The sequence below is a fragment of the Amycolatopsis minnesotensis genome (genome assembly GCF_039529815.1).
Taxonomy (GTDB): Bacteria; Actinomycetota; Actinomycetes; order Mycobacteriales; family Pseudonocardiaceae; genus Amycolatopsis; species Amycolatopsis minnesotensis.
In genome coordinates this window covers 77224-98787 of record NZ_BAAANN010000024.1, presented here as the reverse complement: position 1 = coordinate 98787, position 21564 = coordinate 77224, and the positions used below count along the sequence as shown (strand labels likewise).

Genomic DNA, 21564 nt, shown 5'->3' with positions numbered 1-21564 from the left:
ACCGTACGACATGGGCGTGCTGTTCGACGACTGCGCCGACCACGGCGTGCCGACGACGGTGCTGCTGGACCGGCCGTTCGACATCGCACCCGGCGCGGGGCTCACCTACGACATGCCCGCGCTCGCCGGTCTGGTGCGCGAAGCCTCCGGTTGGCTCGCGGCGGCGGGAGCGGGTCCCGGCGACCGCGTCGCGATCGTGAAGCGCAACCACTGGGACTACGACCTGCTCGCCTGCGCCGCGATCCGGCTCGGCGCGGTGCCCGCGCAGCTTTCCGCCCATCTCGCGGCCGAGGCGCTGCAGGAACTGGTGAAGCGCCTCGATTCCGCGCTGCTGGTGACCGATGCCGCACTGCTGCGACGCTGCCGCGACGAGGGCGTGGACCTGCCCTCACTGGCCAGCCGGGTGCTCAGCCTCGATTCGGCGGAAGAGGGCGCGCTGACGCTGGCCGACGTGCGCGGGACGACACCACCCGCACCGAGACGCCCGGTTCGCGACGAACCGCTGGTGATCAACCACACCTCCGGGACCACCGGCGTGCCGAAGCTGGTGGTGCACTCCACCGGCACGATCATCGGCAAGCTGGCCGGGCTCGAAGCGAACCGGCTGCCCGTGGTCGGCGTGCGTCGCGACGACACGCTCGTCAACGCCAGCTCCTACGCCCACGGCAGGACCTTCTGCTGGACGGCCAGCGTGTGCTGCCTGGCACCGCGCCGGATCGTGGTGCTCACCGGCGCCGATCCCGCCACCGCGGACCCGGTGCTGCGGTCCGCGCCGCCGACCGTCGTGGAGGCGCTGCCGGCCACGTTCGTGCGGTTCACGCCGCTGCTGTCGCGTTTGGACAACCCGTTCCGCGACGTCCGGCTCTACATCAGCACTTACGACGCGGTCCACCCGCCGGTCGTGCGCGGCTACCTCGCAGCATCGGCCGTGCGACGTCCACTGTGGATGCAGGGCTGGGGGCAGACCGAGACCGGCCCGATCACCTTCCGGTTCCTCACCCGCGGGTCGGTCGCCTCGCGCGGCGACCGGCACCCGACCACGCGCAACCTCGGCAGGCCGGTGCCGGTGCGCACCCGCCTCAAGGTGGTGGACCCGGAGACCTTCCGCCCCGTCGCCAGGGGAGAGGCGGGGCTCGTGCTGGTGCGCACGCCGGCCCGCTGCCTGGGATACCTGGGGGAGGAGCGGCGCTGGGCGGCCAAACAGGACGGGAAGTGGTGGAACACCGGGGATCTCGCGCGGCGCGGCCGTGACGGCAGCGTGGTGCTGCTGGACCGCGAGGTGGACAGCGTGCCGGAGCTGAGCTGCCTGGAAACCGAGGATCTGCTGGAGGATCGGCTGCCAGGGGTGCTCGAATGCATCGTGCTCGGCACGACGGACGGCCCGCCGCTTCCCGTGCTCGTCACCGAATCCCCGCTGCCGCAGCACGAGTGGGTCACCGCGACCAGCGACCTGCCCCGGTTGCGCGAGCCGGTGGTGGTGCGGTGGGAGGACGTGCCGCGCACCGGAACCGGCAAGGTGCGGCGGCTGGCGCTGCTACGGGCGCTGACCGGGCAGTCGGCGCCGACGGGCACCGGGCGCTGGACATGACGAGCTACGTGTTCGCGGGGGAGGGCGAGCTCCGCCACGACCAGGAGGACTGCCTCGCCGCCGCCTACGACCCGGTGACCACGGCCAGGCTCGCGGCCACCGGGGTCACCCGAGGCTGGCGCTGCCTCGAAATAGGCGCCGGCGGCGGCAGCGTCGCACGCTGGCTCGCCGAACGCGTCGCCCCCGGTGCCGGTGGCGTGGTGGCCACCGATCTGGCGCCGCAGCACGGTCCCGGGGCGCGCGGGCTGACCGCGATTCGGCACGACGTGGTCACGGATCCCTTGCCCCGCAACGCCTTCGATCTCGTTCACGCGCGACTGGTACTGCGGCACCTCCCGGCGCGCGAGGCCGTGCTCGAAAAGGTGCTGGCCACCTTGAAACCGGGCGGCTGGCTCCAGGTGGACGAGTTCGACACCACCTACCAGCCCTGCCTCGTCGCGCCGGACACCGAGGCGGAGCGGCTCTTCCGCGAGTTCCTTTCGGCGAAGGACGCCGTGATGGCGGCGGCGGGCGTGGACGTCGCGTGGGGTAGCCGGGTGGGCGCGGCGATGCGGCACGCCGGGTTCACCGAGGTCGATGTGTGGCCGCAGGTCGAAACCTGGGGGCCGGGATCGCCGGGCGCGCGGCTGCTGGTGCACCACACGTACCGCCTTCGCGAGGAACTGCTCGCCGCGGGGATGACCGGCGACGGCCTCCGCCGGGTTCGCGCATTGCTGGCGGACCCGGGTTTCCTGGTCTGTTCCAGTGTCTTCTACTCGGTGCAGGGAAGGCGTGCGGGATGACGGTCGCACCCGGCGTACGGGACACCCTCGACTGGGCGGGCCCGGTCGACCTCCCGCTCGACGATGACACCGCCGTCCAGGCCGCGTGCGGCCTGATGCACGTCCACGGCCGGAAATCGGGGCGCCCGCTGCCACTCGGCGTCGACTACGCGACCACCGTCGCCGGGCTGCTCGCCAGCCACGGCAGGCTGGCGGTGGCGATCGGCCGTGAGCGCGGGCAGGAGGTGCGCGCCGCGCACACCTCGGCCGCGCAGGGCGCGCTGCTCGCTGTGTGCCAGTACCTCGCGGCGGCGACCTGCGCGGAGGACCGGCCGGAGCCGCTCGGCACCGGCGGGCCGCCGTTCGTTTCGGCCGACGGTATCCGGTTCGAGGTCGAGACGCTGGCCGCCGAAGACTGGCAGCGGTTCTGGTCCCGGCTGGACGCGGACCCCGTCGCGGTGCGGCGGGCGTGGCGGCCGTTCCAGCTCCGGTTCGCGACCGCGACCTGCCCACTGCCCGCCGAACTCGCCCACGCGGCGCGGCGGCGCGCCTTCGCCGAACTCGCCAACACCGGGCAGTCGTCGGGGCTGAGCGTGCTGGCCGTGCGGGACTCGCCGGTCCCGCCCGTCACGGTGCCGCGCTGGGACATCCAGCCCTGCGGGCGCCACGGCCCGGTCGCGTCGTACCACCGCGAAGGGCTGCCCCTTTCCGGTATCGCGGTCGTCGAGTCGACCAGCAGGGTGCAGGGCCCGCTCGCCGGGCACGTCCTGCGCCTGCTCGGCGCCGACGTGCTCCGGGTCGAACCGCCTGGCGGTGACCCGATGCGCGGTGTGCCGCCGCTCGCCGGTGCCCGCTCGGCCCGGTTCCGCGCGCTCAACGACGGGAAGCGCGCGGTCGACCTCGACCTCAAGTCGGCAGCCGGACGCGCTGGCGTGCTCGAACTCGTCGCCGATGCCGAGGTGTTCCTGCACAACTGGCGGCCGGGACGGGCGTCGGCGCTCGGCCTCACCGCCGAGGACCTGACCGCGGTGCGGCCGGGACTGGTGGCGGCGGCCGCGTCGGGCTGGGGCGGCCAGCTCGGCCCGAACCCGCCGCTGGGCACCGACTTCTTGGTGCAGGCCCACAGCGGGCTCGCCGCCGCGATCCGGCCCGCGAACGAACCGGCCGCGCCGTCGCTGATGACCGTCACCGACGTGCTCGGGGGACTCGTGTGCGCCGAAGGGGTGCTGACGGCGTTGCTCGCGAGCCTCCGCACGGGTATCGGCTCGCGGGTCGAGTCGTCACTGCTTTCCTCGGCACTCGTGCTCCGCCCGTCGAGCCGTCCGATGTGGACGGAATGGGACCGTCCACAGGAGACCGCGGACGGATACCTCTCGATAGGCCCTGCCGGGCGCGAGAAGGTGGCGGCGGTGCTCGGCGCGGCGAGCTTCGGCGACCGCACGAGCGACGACTGGGTGGCGAGGTTCGCCGACGCCGGGGTCGCCGCCACCGCGGTGTGCACCGACCTGCGGCTGCTCGCCGCCGACCCCCGGTTCGCCCGCGCGCTGGACTGGGACGGGTACGCGTTCCCGCGCAGCCCCTGGACTTTCTCGTGAGCGCGTGGACCTCCGCCGCCGGGATCACACTGGCCGACCAGGTTCCGCCCGCGCTGCGTGCGGGATGGGTGCGCAGGGGACTGTGCCCAGGACATGATCTGTACCGGTGCTTTTCCCAGCACGTCCGGAACCACCCCGATCGCGAAGCCGTGGTGGATGTCGACGGCTCCCTCGACTACGCGAGTCTCGATGCCGAGGTCCGGCGTCGCGCGGGGAGGTTGGCATCGGCCGGTGTCGGCCCCCACGACGTCGTCGGTATCGCACTGCCCGACAGCAGGGCCGCCGTGATCGCCGAACTGGCCGTATACGCGGTAGGAGCGGTCGCGCTGCCGTGCCCGCCGGGTCACGCCGACGCGCCGCACCGCGCTCGGGCGAGCGTGCTGATCGACGGCGGCACGCGCCGCCTTTCCCGCACCGGTGGCGCGAGCACCGCCCGGATCGACGCCGAAGCGCCCGCGCGGATACTGGTGTCGTCCGGTTCCGAGGCGCGCCCGAAACTCGTCGCCTATTCGCACAACGCGTTCGCCGGCGGCCGTGCGACCTATGTGCGCGCGCTGCGGCGCACCGGCACGCCGATGCGCAATCTCGTGCTGGTGCCGCTCGGATCCTCGTTCGGCTCGTGCGGGGTGCCGGTCACCATCGCCGCGCTCGGCGGCACCCTGTTGCTGCCCGGCGCCTTCGACCTCGGCGCGGCCGTACGGGCGGCGGCAGGCTGGCGCGCGACGCACGTGTTCGGTGTGCCCACCATGCTCGGCAGGATGGCCGCGGCCCCGCCCCCGGCACTCCCCGCGCTCGAAGCCGTGGTGTCCAGCGGCGCCGCACTCCCGGCCGCCGTGGCCCGCGCCTGCGCGGAAGCGTTCCCCTGCGAGGTGATCACCGTCTACGGCTCGTCCGACGGCGTCAACTGCCACACCGCGAAGACCGGGCTCGGCCCGTGGACCGGAAAGCCGGACCCCGCGGTCGTGTCGATCAGGGTCGACGACGGCCGCGACGGCGAGATCCTCGCACGGGGCCCGATGACCCCACTGTGCTATGTGGACGACCCGGAACTGGACGCGCGCTACCGCCTCCCCGGAGGCTGGGTACGCACCGGTGACCGCGGCACGTTCGACGATCACGGCCGCCTCCGTGTACTGGGAAGGCTGAAGCAGATCGTGGTCAGAGGCGGCTTCAACATCAGCCCCGCCGAGATCGAGGACCACCTGGGCACCCACCCGGCGATCGCCGAGGTCGCCTGCGTCGGCGTCCCCGACCAGGACCTGGGCGAACGACTGTGCGCCTGCGTCGCCCCGCGACCGGGAACCCCGCTGACGCTGCCCGCGCTCACCGCGTTCCTGGAACAGGATCGCGGCGTCGACCGGCGGAAGCTCCCGGAGGCATTGGTGGTGCTGCCGGAGCTTCCCCTTGGTGCGACCGGGAAAGTCTGCCGCCGCACGCTGACCGAACTCGCGCGCCACCGAGCTGTGTTGGCGTAAGCGCGGGCCCTCGGACCAGGCTGTTGCGTGGTCGAGTTCGTGTCGAACGCGATCTTCCGCGCCATCGCGGCCGAAATGTCGCCATAGCCACCCAGCTCACCCGGATTGTCCCGTAATCCCTTACCCGCACCACCTCCACCGAGACACCGCGCCACGAACGCGTCCACTCGCAACTGGTCCCGGGTGCGCGGATCACCCTTCAACTTCGAGGACCCGTGATCCCCGTGCCGAAGCTCCAATCGGCGAGCCTCCACACGCTGCCGCTGCCGTTCCTCGTCCGAAAGACACGATGTCGCCGACCTCGCGCCGCTGAACTGCACTCCGGTGGTGACCAACTGTCCAAACGCGACATAGTGGTGTTGCGAATCCACGTGCGCCAAGCCCCGCCAACGCCACGTAACCACCACACAAAGCCGAAGCCTCCCAACCACAACAACAACCGCGGCCCCACGAACGAGAGCCGACCACCATGTCCGGTCCCGCGGCGCACCGCAGGCGTGCGGTACACCCATACCGCACCAACAAAAATCAAGCATTCGACACCTGCGCGGCGTCCAAGGCCGCCGTCCGGACCTTCGCACGGGTATGGGCCAACGCGGACGGCGCCCGGTCAACCCGCGACCGGGCGTCGCCGCGGCAGAATCGCGACCGCGCCCGCGAGTACCGCCAGGCTCAGCCCGACGACCTGCATGAGCGCGCCCGTGAACGGCAGCACGTTCGACGGGTCGGTCAGCCGTTGCCCCGCCTGCGGGTTGAGGAACGCGGTCAGCACGAAGGTCAGCGACAGCATCATGCTCAGCTCGATCATGGCGTTGCCGGGAATCAGCGCCACCAGGATCGCGAGCACCAGGAACAGGATCGGGCCGGGGCCGTCCCAGTTGAACCCTTCCGGCGCGGCGTCGCCGATCGCGTCGAGCAGCAGACCGGCGAAGACGATCGTGGTGGCGATCCGGCGCGGGTTGCCCGAGCCCAGCGGTGCGATCCGCTTTTCGGGGCGGGTGCGGAAGTTGTGCCGGATCGCGAGCACACCGGCGATCGCGGAGATCGCCAGGCCGGCGAGCATCACGATGTTGCCGACGACCATCCCGGTGTCGGGATCGGCGAGGTTGTCCTGCAGGTTGCCGCCCGCGAGCCCGCCGATCGTGATCCACAGCGACAACGCGATCGCAGCGGCGGGCGACCAGTTCGACCGCCGGTTCAGCAGCACGATCGCCGCCGCGCCGAGCACGTAGAACAGGCCGGGAGGAAAGCCGAAGCCCTCGAACACTTCGGGCGCCGAGATCCATTGAACGACGAGTCCGGCAGCGCCGATCAGTTGACCGGCAACGGTCGTCGAGACAAGGGGTGAGAGCGTTCGCGGTGGTGCGGCAGTAGTGGTCATGGTGGGAAAGCCTGTCGCGGATCCACCCGCGCCGCGTCCGTTCGAGGACGGCTCCGCGACTACGCCGGTGCGCGTACCGGCGTAGGGCGGCTACTCTCGCCGCCGTAACGGGTTTCAGTCCCGTACGAGCAGTTTGGCGACATAGCGGGAAAGTTCGGAGACCGACCACGGGATCCGGTCGACGACGAGCATTCGCGCGCTCGTTTCGGCAAGGCTCGCGACCAACTCGGCGAGCACCGGGGCTTCGCGGTCGGCGTCGGCGTGGGGCATGGTCTTCAGACGCGGGTGGATGATGTCGCGAAGGCGGCCCACGAGCATCGCGCGCGCCGCACCGACCCTGGCCCCGATCACGGTCTTCGGATCGTGCTGCGCGGCGAACACGATCCGCCACGCGTCGTCCGCCTCGCTCGCGGCCGTGAGGAAGGCGGCCAGTCCCGCGGCGACCAGATCGCCGAGGTCGTCCGACGTCGAGAGGGTCTCCGGCATCGCGGCCACCACCGCGTCCAGCAGGCGCCGCTCTTCCCGGTCGAGCAGGGCGAGCAGCAGCGCCTCCTTGTTGGGAAAGCATTCGTAGACAACGGGTTTCGTCACGCCCGCCGCCGTCGCGACCGCCTGCATCGACGTGCCGCGGTACCCGTGCTCCAGGAAGACCTCCAGTGCGGCGTCGAGGACGAGTGGACGCCTGCGCTCCGGCCCGAGATGAGCCGCGCGAGGCTTGCGAGGCTCTGCTGTGACCCGTGCCACTCCTGAGGTACCCACTTGACTAATCTACCACGAAGTAGGAAATTCCTACTCGTAAGTAGGAACGCGAGGAGGCGGTCATGACCGGAGAGCTGGCGAAGCTGGACGAGTTCTTCCTCCGGCTGTCTTCGGAGCCGTCGGCCGTGGCCGCCACCGTGGACGCCGCGGAGATCGCCACCGCGGTCGCCGAAACGGACCGGGACGAGCTGCGGGCGCGGTTGCGTGGCGGCATCGGGAAGGTCCTGGTGGACGAGGTGATCCGCCGGTTGCCGGAGTACGTCGACCAGACCGCGGCGGCAGGCGTGAACCGGGTCGTCGGCTGGCACCTGTTCGGGGAGGACGGCGTGGTCGACCGGTTCGTGCTGCGCTTCGACAACGGCGTGGTTTCGGTGGGCCGGGACCTCGACGGCGCGCCGTCGGTGACCTTGCGTCTCGGTACGGCGGACTTCCTGGTGCTGGCGACGGGGAACGGGGATCCGGCGACGATGGTGCTCTCGGGGGTGCTGCGGATCGAGGGTGATGCGGCGGTGGCGCTGGATCTGGTGCGGTTGCTGAGGATTCCGTCGGCCAAGGGCGTCGTCGAGGTCGATGACCCGCGCGCGGTCGACGTCACCAGGATCGCGGCGCTGATCGGGAAGATCGAGCCGCGCAAGCTCGCCGAGAGGCTGCGGGGGCCGGTGGGCCGGATCGTGGTGGACGAGGTGATCCGGCGGCTGCCCGAGTACGTCGATCCGGTCGCGGCGGCCGGAGTGAACCAGGTGATCGGCTGGCGGCTGCTCGACGAGCGCGGAGCGGGCGACCGGTTCCTGTTGCGGATCGACGACGGGGTCGCGTCGGCGGGGCGGGAGCTTGACGGCGTGCCGTCGGTGACGTTGCGTCTCGGTACGGCGGATTTCCTGGTGTTGGCGACGGGGAACGGGGATCCGGCGACGATGGTGCTCTCGGGGGTGCTGCGGATCGAGGGTGATGCGGCGGTGGCGCTGGATCTGGTGCGGTTGCTGAGGATTCCGTCGGCCAAGGGCGTCGTCGAGGTCGGCGACCCGCGCGCGGTCGACGTCGGCAGCATCGTCCGGCTCGTCGCGAGCACCTCGGACCGAGACCTGAAGGAGCGGCTGCGCGGCCCGGTGCGCCAGATCCTGCTCGACGAGATCTTCCGCCGCCTGCCCGGCTACCTCAATCCCCGGCGCGCCGCCGGTGTCGAGGGCATGATCGCGTGGCAGATCACCGGCGGCACCGGGCGGTACGACGAATACCGCACCAGGATCACCGGCGGCACGGCGACCGTCGGCGATCTCCCCGGCAAGCCAAGCCTGACGATCCGGACCGACCCGGTGCTGTTCTTCAAGCTCGTCACCGGAAATCTCAACCCGGTGAAGGCTTTCCTGTGGCGCAGGCTTTCCGTGCGCGGTGACCTGGCGTTCGCCAGCAGGCTGCCCGCGATCTTCAGCATTCCCAAGGCGTGAAACCCAAACGGAGGCGACGATGACACGCAAGCGTTCTGTCGAGCCGCACGAGGACTACGGCTTCTTCGGCCCGGAATCGGTCACCTGGAAGGTGTGGAGCTATCCGACCTCGCTGACCGTGGGTTTCCAGCGTGCCGTGGTGGTGGAAGAGCTCGACCCGGCACTGGTCGCATCGGTCGACGAGACCAAGGCGATCCGGAACCGGCCGCGCACCCGGTACGACCGGACGCTCCGGTACTTCGCGATGGTGGCCTTCGGTGGATCGCGTTCGACGCTCAAGGCGGCCGACGTGCTGGTGAAGATCCACTCGAAGGCGATCGGGACGGAACCGCTCAGCGGGGATCCCTACGACGCCAACGACCCGAAGTCCCAGCTCTGGATCCACCTCACCGCATGGCATTCGATCCTGTACGCCTACGAGAAGTACGGGCTGGGGAAGCTCACTCCCGCCGAGGAGGAGCGGTACTGGCAGGAATGCGCCGTGGCCGCGGAACTGCAGACCTGTGCGCCGGAGGACGTGCCACGCGACCGCGTCGGGGTACGAGCCTACTTCGAGGAAATGCGCCCGCAGCTCGTCGGCTCCGACGTCGCGCGGTCCACAATGGATCACCTGCTGCACGCCGAGGTGATGCTCCCGCCGATGCCCGCCCTGCTTCGCCCGGTCACCCTCCTCGTCACCAGGGTGCTGCGCGCGGCCACCATCGCCACCATGCCCCGCTGGATGCGGACGATGTCCGGGCTGCGCCAGTCGCGGTTCACCGACGTTCTGGTCACCCCGCTGCTCAAGATCACGTTCCGGCTCGCGCACCTGAACCGGCGGCTTGAGCTGATGATGCTGCGGCGGCTGTCACCGGCGACGGTGCCGGTGGTGGCTCCCGTGCTGCTCGGCATTCCCCCTGCCACGCCGGAAACCGTCACGCCGGCGGAAGGGCGGCGGCGCTACGGCTACGCGAAACCGGCCGAGGCGCACCTGGAATGGCGGGCGAAGCAGCGCGCCAGGGTGTTCGAGAGCGGGACGGCGCCGAGCGACGCCGGGATCGTGGAGTCGGAGCCCGTCCTCGGTCCGATCGCCTGACGCCGGAATCCCCGGAGGAAGCCCTTCGCGTGGCTTCGGCCTGAGAAAGGGCGTGCCCGGCATGCCCTGAAGGGCACCTTGAGGAAACGCGGGACCGGGACGAGCGAGACGGTCAGCGGAGTTGGACGTCGTCCAGGCGCCAGGTGTCGTCCTGGTTCAGGACGGTCAGTTGCAGGCGGTTGCGTTCGACGCGGGGCTGCGGGCTGTTGGTGTTCGTGATGGTCTGGTCGACGAACAGGAGCACCACGGCGCGATCGGGGGTCGCGTCCGCGATTCCGGCCTGCACGACGGTGCTCTTCGCGACCGCCTTGTACTGCCGCATGAGCTGCGTCAGGTTGTTCGCGACGGACTGGTACTGCTTCGCGAACGAGTCCGTGGAGTCGCCGGTGACCTTCTTCAGGTTGTCGTCGATCCTGGTGAAGTCGTAGCTGGTGAGGTCGAGCGCGAACTGCCGCGCCGCCCCGGTCGCGGCTTCGCGCGCCGATTCGAGCTGCGCGTGGCGGTGCCACTGCCAGCCGGCGAACCCGCCGGCGCCGAGCACGAGCAGGACGAGCACACCGGCGACGATCCGTCGAGGGCGCCACGCGAAACGCCGCTTTTTCCGTACCGGCAACGGAACTGACTGCTCGGCGGTGACCGGTTCATCCCCGGGCGCGGGACGCGGCGTCGGCGAGGGTCGTCGTTCGGCGTCGGACGGTGCCCTGGTGGTCTTCTTTCCCGCGACCACGGGACGCTTGCGGGTGCGGTTCGGTGCTGTCATCCTCGCGCTCCTTGCGTGTACAGGGCCGCCCACGAAGGGCTTCCCGGCGGTGGCGTTCCGCTTTCCTGACCGGGGTTCGCCGGTGCGGGCGGCGTCGGTGCGTTCGCGGCCCCGCGGACGCCCTGGTCTCCGCTCTTTCCCGGTGGGCAACGGAAATCGGAAGCGGGCGGTCGCGGTGTCGTGTCGGTCGGCGTGCGTCGTTGCTGCGGGTAGTAGCAGATTCCGCCCTGCCCGAGGACGAGCGTGAAGTCGGCGTGGTCACCGCGGCCGATCGACGCGAGGTCGCCGAGTCCGCGCGGCACGTCGGTGAGGAACGCTCGCAGCGCCTCCGAACGGCCCGCGACGAGATCGACGGGGGAGACCAGGTTCGCCAGCAGCACGCCGACGTTCCGCTGGTTGTCCTTCAGCAGCGGCACGAGCTGGTCGATCAGGCCAGGGGCCCTTTCCAGCAGCGGCACCGCTTTCGGTTCGAGGGTGCGTAGCTGGCCGGTCAGCTTGCCGAGCGATTCGACGAGTTTCGGCAGGCGGGCGGAGGTCCCTTCGCCGAGGAAGTCCTTCGCACCGGTGAGCACCGTGGTCACGGTCGGGCGCATCTCGTTGAGTTCGGTGACGATCTGACTGCCCTTGTCGACCAGGTTTTCGAGCTGTGGAGCGGTTCCCGAGAGACCCGTCGACAGTTCGTCCGCGATGGTGCCCAGATCGTCGACATCGATGCTGTCGGTGAGCTTCATCAGGTTCACCAGCACCGTTTGCAGCGGCAGGATCCCGGCGTCCTTACCGGCGTGGACCACCGCGCCGTCGGCGAGGAACGGGGGCGCGTCCGTCTTGGGACGCAGGTCGAGGTGCCGCAGCGCGACGGCGGTGTCCTGCGCCACCACGACTTCGGTGTTCGCCGGGACGCGCAGCGCGCTGTCGAGGTCGAGTGCGATCTCCACGCCGTCGCCGCGCAGGTTCACCGCGGCCACGCTCCCCGCGGTGACCCCGTGGTAGGTCACCGAAGCGCCGGGCGAAATACCACCCGCGTCGGGCATCCGCACCGTCACGTGCGTCGCGGCGCGGAACTCGGCCGGGCCGACGGCGGTGACCGCGAGGTACACCGAGCAACCGACGCCGATCAGCAGGAACGCCGTGAGCTGCACCAGCGGCAGCCGCCGTCCGAGCCGCCGGATCATCGGGCACCCCCTTTCAGCAACTGCTCGACACCGCCGGGGAACGTCATGCCAGTCCCGGAAGTGCCGGTGAACAGCGCGGTCAGCGTGCCGGGCACGTCGAACCGGACGTTGAGGTTCAGGTAGTCCCCTGGGATCGCGCGGCCGAGCAGGGCGGTCGCGGACTTGAGCGTGCCCAGCGTCGAGCCGAGGCTGCCGCTGAACCCGTTCAGCTCGTCGAGGACGGGGCCGACACCGTCCACGATCGAACCGACGGCTTCCTTGGTGCGGCCGAGCGTGTCGTCCGTCGTCTTCGCGAGCGGGGTCACGTCGGCGAGCAGCCTGTTCAACGAGTCCTGCTGGCTCCGCAGCACGTCGACGGCGGGGGTGATCTGGGTGAACGCCTGCTCAAGCACCGCGCGGTTGTCCGAGGCGATCTTGGCGAGCCGGTTCAGCGAGCCGAGCGCGCGCGTGAAGTCGCCGGACCGGGCATCCAATGTGGACAGAATGCCGTTCGCCCTCGCCAGCAGGTCGCGTATCTTGTCCTCGCGGCCACCGAGCATGGTGTTCAGCTCGGTGATGATGGTGCGCGCCTGGTCGAGCCCGCTGTTGTTGAGCACCATGCCGAGTACGGCGAGCGTGTTCTCGATATCGGGCCCGCGAGTGGTTTCCGCGACGCCGATGGTCGCGCCGTCGGCGAGGTGGTCGGCACCGCCGCCATCGGGCGGGCGGAGTTCGATGTACTGGTCGCCGAGCGCGGTGCCGAGCTTCAACTCGGCGCGCGTTCCCTTCGGCAGCCGGACGTCCTGGCGCAGGCGCATCGTCACCTTCGCCTGGAACCGTTCCGACCGCGTCGCCACGACCCGCCCGACCGAGGACGGCCCCAGTTTCACCTCGCCACCCGACGGCAGCCCGGACACGTCGGTGAAGACCGCGGTGAGTTCGTACGACGGGCCGTCCACCCCCTCACCGGCGCCCATGTCCTGCAGGCTCAGCCGGCAGCCGGTGAGCGCGGCTGCCGTGAGCACGGCGACCGAAGCGAGTGCGAACCGGCGCATCAGTTGCCTCCCGTCTTCGCTGGCGGGGCGAGTACGGACGGCAGGCCGAGCGGGTCGCCGACCGACGGCGGGAAGCGCACCGGGTTGGTGATCCCGGCGCCGCTGCACAGCGGCAGCGGCAGCTTCGCGCAGAGCTCCTTGCCGAGCGCGAACTGGCTGAAGTTCGTCGACACGTCGATCCGGGTGCGGAGCCGGTGGTCGGGGGAGACCGCGCGGCTGAGGTTCTGCCCAGCCAGTGGCAGTGTGTCCAGCAGTTCGGCGAGCTGCCCCTGGTGCTTCCCCAGCTCCGCGGCGAGCGAGCCGAGCTGGGACACGTCCTTCGTCAGCTCCGCGCCGTGGTTCTTCAGCAGGTCGGCGAGATCGGTCATCGCGACCGAAAGATCCTCCACAGTGGACGCGATGGAGTCCTGCTGCTTGCCGAACTCGTCAGCGGCCATGGTGACCGAGCTGGTCACCGAGTCGACGGCGGACTTGTTCTTGTCCAGTGTGGACACCAGAGTGGCCAGGGTGTCGAGCAGCGCGCTGGCATCGGGGAGCTGACCCGCCACGACGCCGGATGTCTGGTTCACCTGGGTGATCGCGTCCCTGAACGCCTGGCCCTTCCCGTCGAGGAGCTTCGCGGCGGCGGCGAGCGCGTCGCCGAGTGGCGCGCCCGCGGCGGGGTCGCCCGGTGCGAGCGTGGTGAGCAGCGTGTTGAGCGACTTCATCAGGTCGTCCCACTTCACCGGTGCGTGCGCCCGGTCCGGTGGGATGACGCCGCCGTCCGGGAGCGTCGCGCCGGTCGTGTAAGCCGGGGTCAGCTCCACGTACTTGTCGCTGATCACCGCGGGCGACATGACCCACGCCTGCGCCTGCGCCGGCACCTTCGTCCCCGCCGGGAGCGAGAGGGTCACGCGCACGCGGGAGCCGGCCGGGTCGACCGCACGGACTTCGCCGATCGGCACGCCGAGGATGTCGACCTTGCTGCCGGGGTAGACGCCGTCGACCTGGCCGAACTCGGCGACGACGGTCGTCGTCGGCTCCGGGCGCAGCACGAAGATCGCCCCGGCGACGAGCAGTCCCGCGACGCACAGCAGCGCCACGACCTTCGCGGCCGGGTTCATTTGCACCCCCGTACGAGTCCGGTGACGCACAGGATCGGATCCGGCACGATGGCCGCCGGGCCGACGACGTCGATCCACGGCCCGTTCCCGGTGGCGTTGGCGAGGTAGCGTCCGGTCGGCGCGAGCAGGTCGATCGTGCGGCCGAGATCCGCCGCGTTGTCGGTCAGCGTCCGCACCGTCTCGCCGAGCCGGTGCATCAGCGGTTCGACGAGCGGGCGGTTCGTGTCGAGGAACGAGCGGATCCGGTCGGCGAGGCGGCCGACGTCGCCGACGAGCTGGTTGAGCGTGTCCTTGCGGGCGACCAGCGCACGGGTGATGAGATCGGTGTCGCCGAGCAGCTTCACCAGGCTGTCCTGCTGGCCGACCAGCGTCGAGGTCACCGACCGGGCTCCGGCGAGCAGGTCCTGGATTCCCTTGCTGTACTTGGTGAACACCGAGGTCGCCGAGGTGACGCCGGTGAGCGCGTCACCGGCGAGCTTGGCGTCCGGTGCGTTGTCCCGCAGCGTGGTGATCATCTTGCGCAGCGAGCCGAGGTCCAGTTTCTGCGTGGTGTCGGAGGCCGCGCGCCCGAGGTCGTCGAGCGAGAACGGGACGGAGGTGCGCGCGAGCGGGATCGTCCCGCCGCCGGGCAGCGCACCGGCACCATCGGGCCGCACGTCGAGGTAGCGCTTGCCGAGCACGGTCTGGATCTTGACGCCGGCGCTGGTCGCCGCGCCGAGCGGCTGATCGCGGTCGAGGCGGAAGTCGACGCGCACCCGGTCACCGGCCAGTGTGATCGCGCGGACCCGGCCCGCGGGAACCCCGGCGACGAACACCTGGTCGTCCGCGCGCAGCCCGGCGGCGTTGGCGAGTTCGGCGGTGTAGGCGGCGGTGCGCGTGTAGAACACGAGCTGCGGCACGCCGATCGCCGCCGCGACGACGAGCACCAGCGCGGTGACGCCGACCGCGGCGAGCTTGCGCGGATCGCGCTCCCGGAACGGCCGCCTCATCGGCACACCGCCGAATGCGGGCCGATGGCCGAGGACACCCCGAGCCCGCCGGCCTGCACGCCGAGATCGCACAGGTACACGTTCATCCAGCCGCCGTAGTCCATCGTCCCGGTGACCTTCCCGAGCAGGCCGGGCATGTCGTGCAACGCGCCGACGATCGGTTCGCGGTTGGCCAGCAGCGACGCGCTGAGCTGGTTCAAAGAAGTGAGGTCCTTGCTGATCGACGGGGTCAGGCGCGTGGTGACGTCGGCGAGGGTGCCCGCGAGCTTCGCGCCGCTGTCGAGCGCGGAGGTGATCGTGTCCCGGTTCGCCGCGAGCCCGCTGACGAGGCTGCCGAGTCCCGAAACCAGCTTCTTGAAGTCCTGCGCGTGCCCGATCGTGGTGTCCAGTACCGGCTGGAGGTTCGCGAGCACCTCACCGATCACCTTGTCCTGCCCGGCGAAGGTCTGGGTCAGGGTGACCACTTTGGACAGCAGCGCGTCGATCGTGGGGCCCTCGCCCTGGAACACCGCGACGATCTCCTTGGTGAGCTGGTTGACCTCGCCGGGTTGCAGCAGCTCGAAAACCGGCTTGAACCCGTTGAACAGCGCGGTGAGGTCGAGCGCGGGCGCGGTGTGCGCGACCGGGATCGTGCCGTTCTCCGGCAGCCGCTTCGAGGCGTCGCCGCCGGGGGCGAGCGAGACGTACCGGGCGCCGAGGAGATCCGCGTAGCGGACGGTGGCCTTCGCGTCGGCGGGGATCTCCTGGTCGTCGGCGACCGCGAAGGTGACGACGGCGGTGCGGCCGTCGAGCGCCACCCGGTCGACCTTGCCGACGCGGACCCCGGCGATCCGGACGTCGCTTCCCGGTTTCACACCGAGCGCGTCGGTGAACACGGCGTGGTAGGTGACGGCGCGGCCGAACGGCTGGTTCAGCGTGTTCACCACGAGCGCGGTGCACAGCGCGCACACCGTCGCGAACACGCCCAGTTTCACTGCGGTGAAAGGCAATCCGGTCATGGCATGAGCACCCGCGTTCCCCGCAGGATCGGCCCGGCCAGCAGCGCGAGGATCCCGTTCTGCGTCTCGGGACGCTGGCTCTGCGGCACGCCGGGCAGCTTCGCGAGCGCGGCGGTCTCATCGTCGCTGCCGACCGGGCCGGAGGTGCCGCCCAGTGCAGGAGGAGGCGGCGGCGGTGCCGCCGGGACGCACGTCGGGCTGGTCAGCTTCCCGTAGCGCGGGCAGTCCGCGGCGGTGTAGGGCGCGTTGCGGTCGAAGGTCGCGGTGAGGTCCAGCGGCATCGGCGGCCCGTGGCTCAGCACGCTTTTGACCCCGGTGACCAGCGCGGTGAAGCTGTCGAAGAACTCGGTGAGGCCGTGCCGCTTGTCGTGCACGGTGCGCACGACCTCGCCAGCACCGTCCACGAGGTGGATGAGCCGGTCGCGGTTGTCGCCGAGGAACTGCTTCGCCTGCCCGCTCAGTGCCAGCCCGCCGGTGAGCACCGCTTCGATGTTTCCCTTCTGCCGCACCACGTCCGCGGACAGGGCGGTGGCGTCCTTGAGCGCCTGTACGCCGCCGGGGGCGACCGCGCTGAGCTGCTGACCGAGATCGGCGACGAACCCGAGGGTGTCGCTGAAGGTGCCGACGAGGGCGGGCGCGTCGTCGGTCAGGTCGTGGAGCTGGTCTACGAGCGCGCCGAGCCGCGCGCCACGACCGGCCAGCGCCTTGCTGACCGCGGACAGCGCGGTGTCGATCTTCGCGGGCTGGATCGCCTGCAGCACATCGAAAAGCCGCTTGTAGGCGGTGTAGAGCTGGATGGTGCCGCCGGAGGTGTCCGCCGGGATCGGCGCCCCGACGTCGAGCGTGCCGGTCGCGCCCGCCGCCGGTGGCACGAGGTCGACGTACTGGTCGCCGAACAGGGTGCGGGGCAGCACTCGCGTGTGCACGCCCGCCGGGATGTTCGCCGCGTGGTCACCGGAAAACCGCAGGGTCAGGCGGGTGCGGGTGGCGTCGCTGCGCACCGATTCGACCGATCCGACCACGACGCCCCGGAACTCCACAGTGGACCGTTCGGCGACGCCGACGGTCTGCGGCGGGATGTCCGAAACGGCAGTCGGCTCGGTGCGGAGACCGCCCGAGCCGTAGGCGACGACCATGACGATGACCGCGATGCCCGCGGTGACACCCACGACGCCGCGCCAGGCCATCGCCGCGTGGCTGGTTTCGCGCCGCCCCTTCACTGCGCGCTCCCGGTGCCGGGGATCGACGGGTAGACGCCCCAGAACGCGAACGTCACCAGGATGTCGGCGATCATGATCAGCACGATGCTGGTCCGCAGTGCCCGCCCCGCGGCCTTGCCGACGCCTTCTGGCCCGCCGTAGGCGTGGTAGCCGTGGTAGCAGTGCACCATCGTGACGATCATCGCCAGCACGAGCGCCTTCAGCAGGGACAGCACGACGTCCTGCGGCGGCAGCACGAGGTGGAAGTAGTAGTCGTAGTTGCCGGGGGACTGGCCGTTGGCGTTCACCACGATCAGCCTCGTCGCGACGTAGGAGGCGAAGAGCCCGACGAGGTAGAGCGGGATCACCGCGACGAAGGCGGCGATCATCCTGGTGGTGACGAGAAACCGCAGCGACCGGATCGACATCGCGTCGAGCGCGTCGATCTCCTCGGCGATCCGCATCGCGCCGAGCTGCGCGGTGAACCCGGTGCCGACCTTGGCCGCCAGCGCGATCCCGGCCACGACCGGCGCCAGCTCGCGGGTGTTGACGAGCCCCGACATCGCACCGGACAGCGGCGAAAGCCCCACCAGGTCGAGCCCGCGGAACCCTTCGAGACCGATCTGCGAGCCGGTCACGAAGCTCATCGCGAACACGACGCCGATGCTGCCGCCACCGGCGAGCAGGGTCGCCGAGCCGAAGCTGATCTCCGCGACGAGCCGGACGATCTGGCGCCAGTGGTGGCGCAGCGTCGCGGGCACCGAGGCCAGCACGTGCAGCGCGAAGGTGAACTGCGCGCCCGCTTCGGCGAGCCCGGCCGACACGCGGCGAAGGTTCCTGGTCACCGCGTCCACGGCGGGGACGGTCATCAGAAGCCCCCGTCCGGCGGTGCCATCAGCGCATACAGCTCGCCGATCCCGACGTTGGCGAGGAACACCAGCAGGAACGCGAGCACGACCGTCTCGTTGACCGCGTTGCCCACCCCGGCGGGGCCGCCCTTGACGGTGATGCCCTTGACGCAGGCGACCCCCGCGGCGAGCACCGCGAAGACCGCCGACTTGACCTGGGAGACGAAGAAGTCGCTGAGGTGCGCGAAATCGGTCATCGTGGTGAGGAAGCTGCCAGGGGCGACGTGCCCGGCGAGCACTTGGAAGAGGAAGCTCGCGGTGATCCCGACGGCCATCACGAGGCTGTCCAGGAGCATGGTGACGACGACGGCGGCGACGATCCGGGGCAGTACCAGCCGTTCCAGCACGGACAGGCCCATCACTTCGAGCGCGTCGGTCTCCTCGCGGATGGTCCGCGAACCGAGATCGGCGCACAGCGCGGACCCGCCGACGCCCGCGATCATCAGCGCGCACACCAGCGGGGCGGCCTGCCCGACGATCAGCAGCCCGACCACGGCGCCGCTGTAGCTCTGCGCGCCGATCTGCCCGGTCAGCGAGCCGACCTGGGCGGCGACCACGACCCCGAACGGGATCATCACGAGGATCGAGGGCAGTGCGGTGACCCCGGCGAGGAACCACATCTGGTCGATCGACTCGCGCCAGGCGAAACGCCGTCGCAGCACGGCCTGCCCTGCGGCGTAGGCGGTATCGGCGGCGAAGCCGAACAGCAGGCCGATCTCGGCCACCGAGCCCGATCTCCCCCGCGCCGCCATGCGCACCCTCCTCGCCGAGTTCCTACCCTGGAGTAGGTAACGAGTGTGACGTAACACAGGTTACGAAACAAGCGTTATGGGTTTTACGATGGCGACATGCCCCGCCGGATCCGCGACCCCGAGAGCCGCCATCGCGTGATCGCGGCCGCCTGGCGCCTGGTCGCCGTCCAGGGGATCCACGCGACGACGGTGCGGGGGATCGCCGCGGAGGCCGGGGTGACCACCGGCTCGGTGACGCACTACTTCGAGGACAAGGCGCAGGTGATGGCCGCCGTCCTGCGCTACAACAACAAGCTCGCCGCCGAACGCGTCGTCGCCGCGGTCGGCGGTAGGACGGGGCTCGACGCGCTGAGCCGCGGCGTCGAGGCGATGCTGCCGCACGACGAGGACCGCCTGCGGTGGTGGACGGTGTGGATGGCCTTCTGGGGTGAGCGCGGTGCGCACCGGATGGTCGCGGAGGAAGGCGCGAACGCGGGCTACGGCGCGCTGGAAGGCTGGTTGCACCAGGCTTTCGAGTCCGCGGTCGCCGCGGGGGAGCTACCGTCCACAGTGGATCCCCGCTACGAGGCGGAGCGGGTGCTGGTGCTCGTCGGCGGACTCGGTCTGATGTCGGGCGGGGAGCCGCGCCTGCTGCGGGAGGTGCGGCGCCGGTCGCGCCGCATGCTCGCCGAGCACTGGGCGAGCCTCACCCGAAGCCCAGTGCTCGATTAGCGGGCTGGTCCGAGTGCCTGCCGCCGCTTCGTCATGCCCCGAAGGTGACCTTCGGGGCATCTATAGCCCCGAAGGTCACCTTCGGGGCGTTGGGACAGTTCAGAATGTCAAAGGCCAATGCCGTTCGTTCCGCGGTGCGTCGATCCATACCTCGTGCGTGCCGTCTGGTGTGACGGTCAGTCCGTAGCGGTCCGGGGTCGGTTTTCCCGCGTCGCACCACCAGGTGTGTGCGGCGTCTACCTCGTGCCACAGGCGACGTGGCCCGATCTGACGCACCGTCCACGAGTCGTGTCCGCGCACGAGGGTGACCCGTGCCCATGATTGTGAACGGACGTCGTGCAGTTCGATTCTGCGGTGATCGTCGTCGATTTCTTCGACGGTGAGGTAGCACGACGGCACGCGAAGGCCGATCGTGAAGGCGGCCTGCGTGAAGGCGACCATTTCGAACAGTTCCCGGCCGGTGCGCCCGGTCTGGGTCGTCTCGGCCGCGTCGAGTTCGTCGACGGCTGGTTCGAGGAAATCACGGCGTTGCTGGCGTACTCGCATGAATGCCAGGCCCATGCCGCACCGGCCGGACGCCGTGCCGTCTTCACCGACCTCCAGCCGGGTCAGCGCATCGTTCCCGTAGTCGGTGCCCCACGGCACGACGATCACGCCACCCGGCTGCGTCTGGTCGATCCACGGCCGGGGAATCGTGCGAACCGACGCGGTGCAGATGACCCGGTCATAAGGCGCGCCGCCTGCGTACCCCTTGGTGCCGTCACCGGTCATCACCAACGGTGCGTAGCCGACGTCAGCCAGGGCAGTGCGGGCGTTGTCGGCCACGGTCGGGTCGACCTCGATCGAAACGACACGTCCACGCGCACCCGCCCGATCGGACAACAGCGCGGCGTTCCATCCGGTCCCGGTTCCGATCTCCATGACACGGTGCCCGTCGCGCACGTCGAGCGCCGCGAGCATGGCTGCGACCAAAGACGGTTGGCTGCACGAACTCGACGGCTGCAGCCCCGTGCGCCCCGGTGCGGTCCTCCCGTCGTCCACCTGCGTGATGATCGGCTCATCGGCTGCCACCAACTCGTGCCACCGAGTTTCGTCGTCACCTCGCGACACCGAGATGAACCCGCTCGTGGCAGGGTCGTCGACCCACACCACGGCCGGGATGAACGGCGCACGCGGCACGGTGAGCTGTTCCTGCCATTCAGTCACGATGTGCCCGCCCTACTCCTTCTCCTCGTCGCCCTCGTGCTTGTTGGGGTCGTCCTTGCTGCCCCAGTTCTCCCACTTGTCCGGCTGCGCCTCGCCTTGCCCGTCTCGGTCGGCGTCTCGCTTGCTCATCTTTCTACCTCCTGTTGTTTCTCTGTGCCGGGCGTCTGCAGTACGCACATCTCGCAGGGCATACCGGCCCACGCTGACATCTGTTCGAGTACGCAGGGTGGGAACGACTGGCCGCACAGCGCGGTCAGGGTTGCGGGCACGGTGCCGTCATCGGGCAATTCGATGACGTGGCACACCCTGCGGGTTTCCCCGACCAGCCCCGGCAGGTACCGGGCGAACACGTAGCGGCTCATGCGGTGCGGCCGATGCGAGCGCGCAGGAACGCGACACAGCACGCACACCGACGGCCGGGTGGGGAATGCGAGCTCGCCAAGCAGAAGACCGAACCGCAGACGGCCTCGAACTCGCCTCGTCGCCGCTGGCTACCGAGGGCGAACTTCTCGTCCGTGATGGCGTGGTCGCACCCGTCGTCCAGGCTGGTCTGCCACGTCACGAACACTCTGCCGAGCACCCGCTGCTCCCTCGTCATCGTCCTGTCTCGTCCCATTTGGTCAAGCTTGCTGCGCCGTTCCGAGGTCGGGAAC

General features: G+C 70.5%; 20 protein-coding genes. 7 read left to right on the top strand and 13 right to left on the bottom strand.

The features are described from left to right. Positions 1 to 10: 10 nt before the first annotated feature. The 4 genes from ABD256_RS27750 to ABD256_RS27735 are packed head-to-tail and all read left to right on the top strand — an operon-like array spanning position 11 to position 5419. On the top strand, positions 11 to 1588 hold the full coding sequence (locus tag ABD256_RS27750) for an AMP-binding protein (RefSeq protein ID WP_344425258.1): 1578 nt from the start codon (positions 11 to 13) through the stop codon (positions 1586 to 1588). Then, on the top strand, positions 1585 to 2370 hold the full coding sequence (locus ABD256_RS27745; RefSeq protein ID WP_344425126.1) for a class I SAM-dependent methyltransferase: 786 nt from the start codon (positions 1585 to 1587) through the stop codon (positions 2368 to 2370). Before ABD256_RS27750 ends, ABD256_RS27745 begins: the two co-directional genes overlap by 4 nt. Beyond that, positions 2367 to 3944: a CoA transferase gene (locus tag ABD256_RS27740; RefSeq protein WP_344425123.1), complete on the top strand. Its 1578-nt coding sequence runs from the start codon at positions 2367 to 2369 to the stop codon at positions 3942 to 3944. The genes ABD256_RS27745 and ABD256_RS27740 overlap by 4 nt, the downstream gene beginning before the upstream one ends. After that, a complete protein-coding gene (locus tag ABD256_RS27735) occupies positions 3941 to 5419 on the top strand; it encodes a class I adenylate-forming enzyme family protein (RefSeq protein ID WP_344425120.1) in 1479 nt (492 codons plus the stop codon). Before ABD256_RS27740 ends, ABD256_RS27735 begins: the two co-directional genes overlap by 4 nt. Positions 5420 to 6029: 610 nt before the next feature. On the opposite strand, the gene ABD256_RS27730 is transcribed toward ABD256_RS27735, so the two are convergent. Continuing rightward, positions 6030 to 6800 (bottom strand): hypothetical protein, encoded by a 771-nt coding sequence (locus ABD256_RS27730; protein WP_344425117.1) that lies wholly within the window; start codon positions 6798 to 6800, stop codon positions 6030 to 6032. A 114-nt stretch (positions 6801 to 6914) separates the two neighbouring features. Further along, entirely contained in the window at positions 6915 to 7559 is a 645-nt protein-coding gene (locus ABD256_RS27725; protein ID WP_344425114.1) for a TetR/AcrR family transcriptional regulator, read from the bottom strand. Between the two features lie 62 nt (positions 7560 to 7621). Here ABD256_RS27725 and ABD256_RS27720 point away from each other — a divergent pair, with 62 nt between their 5' ends. Beyond that, a complete protein-coding gene (locus tag ABD256_RS27720) occupies positions 7622 to 9004 on the top strand; it encodes an SCP2 sterol-binding domain-containing protein (RefSeq protein WP_344425111.1) in 1383 nt (460 codons plus the stop codon). A gap of 19 nt (positions 9005 to 9023) precedes the next feature. Then, positions 9024 to 10079: an oxygenase MpaB family protein gene (locus tag ABD256_RS27715; RefSeq protein WP_344425109.1), complete on the top strand. Its 1056-nt coding sequence runs from the start codon at positions 9024 to 9026 to the stop codon at positions 10077 to 10079. A 112-nt stretch (positions 10080 to 10191) separates the two neighbouring features. Here ABD256_RS27715 and ABD256_RS27710 read toward each other — a convergent pair whose 3' ends face one another. The 9 genes from ABD256_RS27710 to ABD256_RS27670 are packed head-to-tail and all read right to left on the bottom strand — an operon-like array spanning position 10192 to position 18994. After that, complete coding sequence (locus ABD256_RS27710; protein ID WP_344425106.1) at positions 10192 to 10839, bottom strand: hypothetical protein; 648 nt, start codon at positions 10837 to 10839, stop codon at positions 10192 to 10194. Further along, the gene (locus ABD256_RS27705; RefSeq protein ID WP_344425103.1) at positions 10836 to 12011 is read right to left on the bottom strand and encodes an MCE family protein; all 1176 of its coding nucleotides are present in this window, start codon (positions 12009 to 12011) and stop codon (positions 10836 to 10838) included. The genes ABD256_RS27710 and ABD256_RS27705 overlap by 4 nt, the downstream gene beginning before the upstream one ends. Further along, positions 12008 to 13045 (bottom strand): MCE family protein, encoded by a 1038-nt coding sequence (locus ABD256_RS27700; RefSeq protein ID WP_344425100.1) that lies wholly within the window; start codon positions 13043 to 13045, stop codon positions 12008 to 12010. Before ABD256_RS27700 ends, ABD256_RS27705 begins: the two co-directional genes overlap by 4 nt. Continuing rightward, entirely contained in the window at positions 13045 to 14148 is a 1104-nt protein-coding gene (locus tag ABD256_RS27695) for an MCE family protein (protein ID WP_344425097.1), read from the bottom strand. Before ABD256_RS27695 ends, ABD256_RS27700 begins: the two co-directional genes overlap by 1 nt. Beyond that, the gene (locus tag ABD256_RS27690) at positions 14145 to 15137 is read right to left on the bottom strand and encodes an MCE family protein (protein WP_344425094.1); all 993 of its coding nucleotides are present in this window, start codon (positions 15135 to 15137) and stop codon (positions 14145 to 14147) included. The genes ABD256_RS27695 and ABD256_RS27690 overlap by 4 nt, the downstream gene beginning before the upstream one ends. Further along, complete coding sequence (locus ABD256_RS27685) at positions 15134 to 16135, bottom strand: MCE family protein (protein ID WP_344425092.1); 1002 nt, start codon at positions 16133 to 16135, stop codon at positions 15134 to 15136. Before ABD256_RS27685 ends, ABD256_RS27690 begins: the two co-directional genes overlap by 4 nt. Beyond that, positions 16132 to 17355 carry an MCE family protein gene (locus ABD256_RS27680; protein WP_344425089.1) on the bottom strand — a complete coding sequence of 408 codons (1224 nt, stop codon included), beginning with the start codon at positions 17353 to 17355 and terminating at the stop codon, positions 16132 to 16134. Before ABD256_RS27680 ends, ABD256_RS27685 begins: the two co-directional genes overlap by 4 nt. Continuing rightward, positions 17352 to 18203, bottom strand: coding sequence for an MlaE family ABC transporter permease (locus ABD256_RS27675; protein ID WP_344425087.1), 852 nt, complete (start codon positions 18201 to 18203; stop codon positions 17352 to 17354). The genes ABD256_RS27680 and ABD256_RS27675 overlap by 4 nt, the downstream gene beginning before the upstream one ends. After that, entirely contained in the window at positions 18203 to 18994 is a 792-nt protein-coding gene (locus ABD256_RS27670; RefSeq protein ID WP_344425084.1) for an MlaE family ABC transporter permease, read from the bottom strand. Before ABD256_RS27670 ends, ABD256_RS27675 begins: the two co-directional genes overlap by 1 nt. A gap of 96 nt (positions 18995 to 19090) precedes the next feature. On the opposite strand from ABD256_RS27670, the gene ABD256_RS27665 reads away from it, so the two are divergent. Beyond that, a complete protein-coding gene (locus ABD256_RS27665; RefSeq protein ID WP_344425081.1) occupies positions 19091 to 19705 on the top strand; it encodes a TetR/AcrR family transcriptional regulator in 615 nt (204 codons plus the stop codon). 99 nt (positions 19706 to 19804) lie between these two features. On the opposite strand, the gene ABD256_RS27660 is transcribed toward ABD256_RS27665, so the two are convergent. After that, on the bottom strand, positions 19805 to 20776 hold the full coding sequence (locus ABD256_RS27660) for a methyltransferase domain-containing protein (protein WP_344425078.1): 972 nt from the start codon (positions 20774 to 20776) through the stop codon (positions 19805 to 19807). Positions 20777 to 21269: 493 nt separating this feature from the next. Beyond that, on the bottom strand, positions 21270 to 21527 hold the full coding sequence (locus ABD256_RS27655) for a hypothetical protein (RefSeq protein WP_344425075.1): 258 nt from the start codon (positions 21525 to 21527) through the stop codon (positions 21270 to 21272). Positions 21528 to 21564 lie beyond the last annotated feature (37 nt).

Coding starts and splice junctions, on each gene's coding strand:
- ABD256_RS27750 (WP_344425258.1), top strand. CDS start 11: ATGGGCGTGCTGTTCGACGACTGCGCCGACCACGGCGTGCCGACGACG.
- ABD256_RS27745 (WP_344425126.1), top strand. CDS start 1,585: ATGACGAGCTACGTGTTCGCGGGGGAGGGCGAGCTCCGCCACGACCAG.
- ABD256_RS27740 (WP_344425123.1), top strand. CDS start 2,367: ATGACGGTCGCACCCGGCGTACGGGACACCCTCGACTGGGCGGGCCCG.
- ABD256_RS27730 (WP_344425117.1), bottom strand. CDS start 6,800: ATGACCACTACTGCCGCACCACCGCGAACGCTCTCACCCCTTGTCTCG.
- ABD256_RS27720 (WP_344425111.1), top strand. CDS start 7,622: ATGACCGGAGAGCTGGCGAAGCTGGACGAGTTCTTCCTCCGGCTGTCT.
- ABD256_RS27715 (WP_344425109.1), top strand. CDS start 9,024: ATGACACGCAAGCGTTCTGTCGAGCCGCACGAGGACTACGGCTTCTTC.
- ABD256_RS27710 (WP_344425106.1), bottom strand. CDS start 10,839: ATGACAGCACCGAACCGCACCCGCAAGCGTCCCGTGGTCGCGGGAAAG.
- ABD256_RS27705 (WP_344425103.1), bottom strand. CDS start 12,011: ATGATCCGGCGGCTCGGACGGCGGCTGCCGCTGGTGCAGCTCACGGCG.
- ABD256_RS27700 (WP_344425100.1), bottom strand. CDS start 13,045: ATGCGCCGGTTCGCACTCGCTTCGGTCGCCGTGCTCACGGCAGCCGCG.
- ABD256_RS27695 (WP_344425097.1), bottom strand. CDS start 14,148: ATGAACCCGGCCGCGAAGGTCGTGGCGCTGCTGTGCGTCGCGGGACTG.
- ABD256_RS27690 (WP_344425094.1), bottom strand. CDS start 15,137: ATGAGGCGGCCGTTCCGGGAGCGCGATCCGCGCAAGCTCGCCGCGGTC.
- ABD256_RS27685 (WP_344425092.1), bottom strand. CDS start 16,135: ATGACCGGATTGCCTTTCACCGCAGTGAAACTGGGCGTGTTCGCGACG.
- ABD256_RS27675 (WP_344425087.1), bottom strand. CDS start 18,203: ATGACCGTCCCCGCCGTGGACGCGGTGACCAGGAACCTTCGCCGCGTG.
- ABD256_RS27670 (WP_344425084.1), bottom strand. CDS start 18,994: ATGGCGGCGCGGGGGAGATCGGGCTCGGTGGCCGAGATCGGCCTGCTG.
- ABD256_RS27665 (WP_344425081.1), top strand. CDS start 19,091: ATGCCCCGCCGGATCCGCGACCCCGAGAGCCGCCATCGCGTGATCGCG.
- ABD256_RS27655 (WP_344425075.1), bottom strand. CDS start 21,527: ATGGGACGAGACAGGACGATGACGAGGGAGCAGCGGGTGCTCGGCAGA.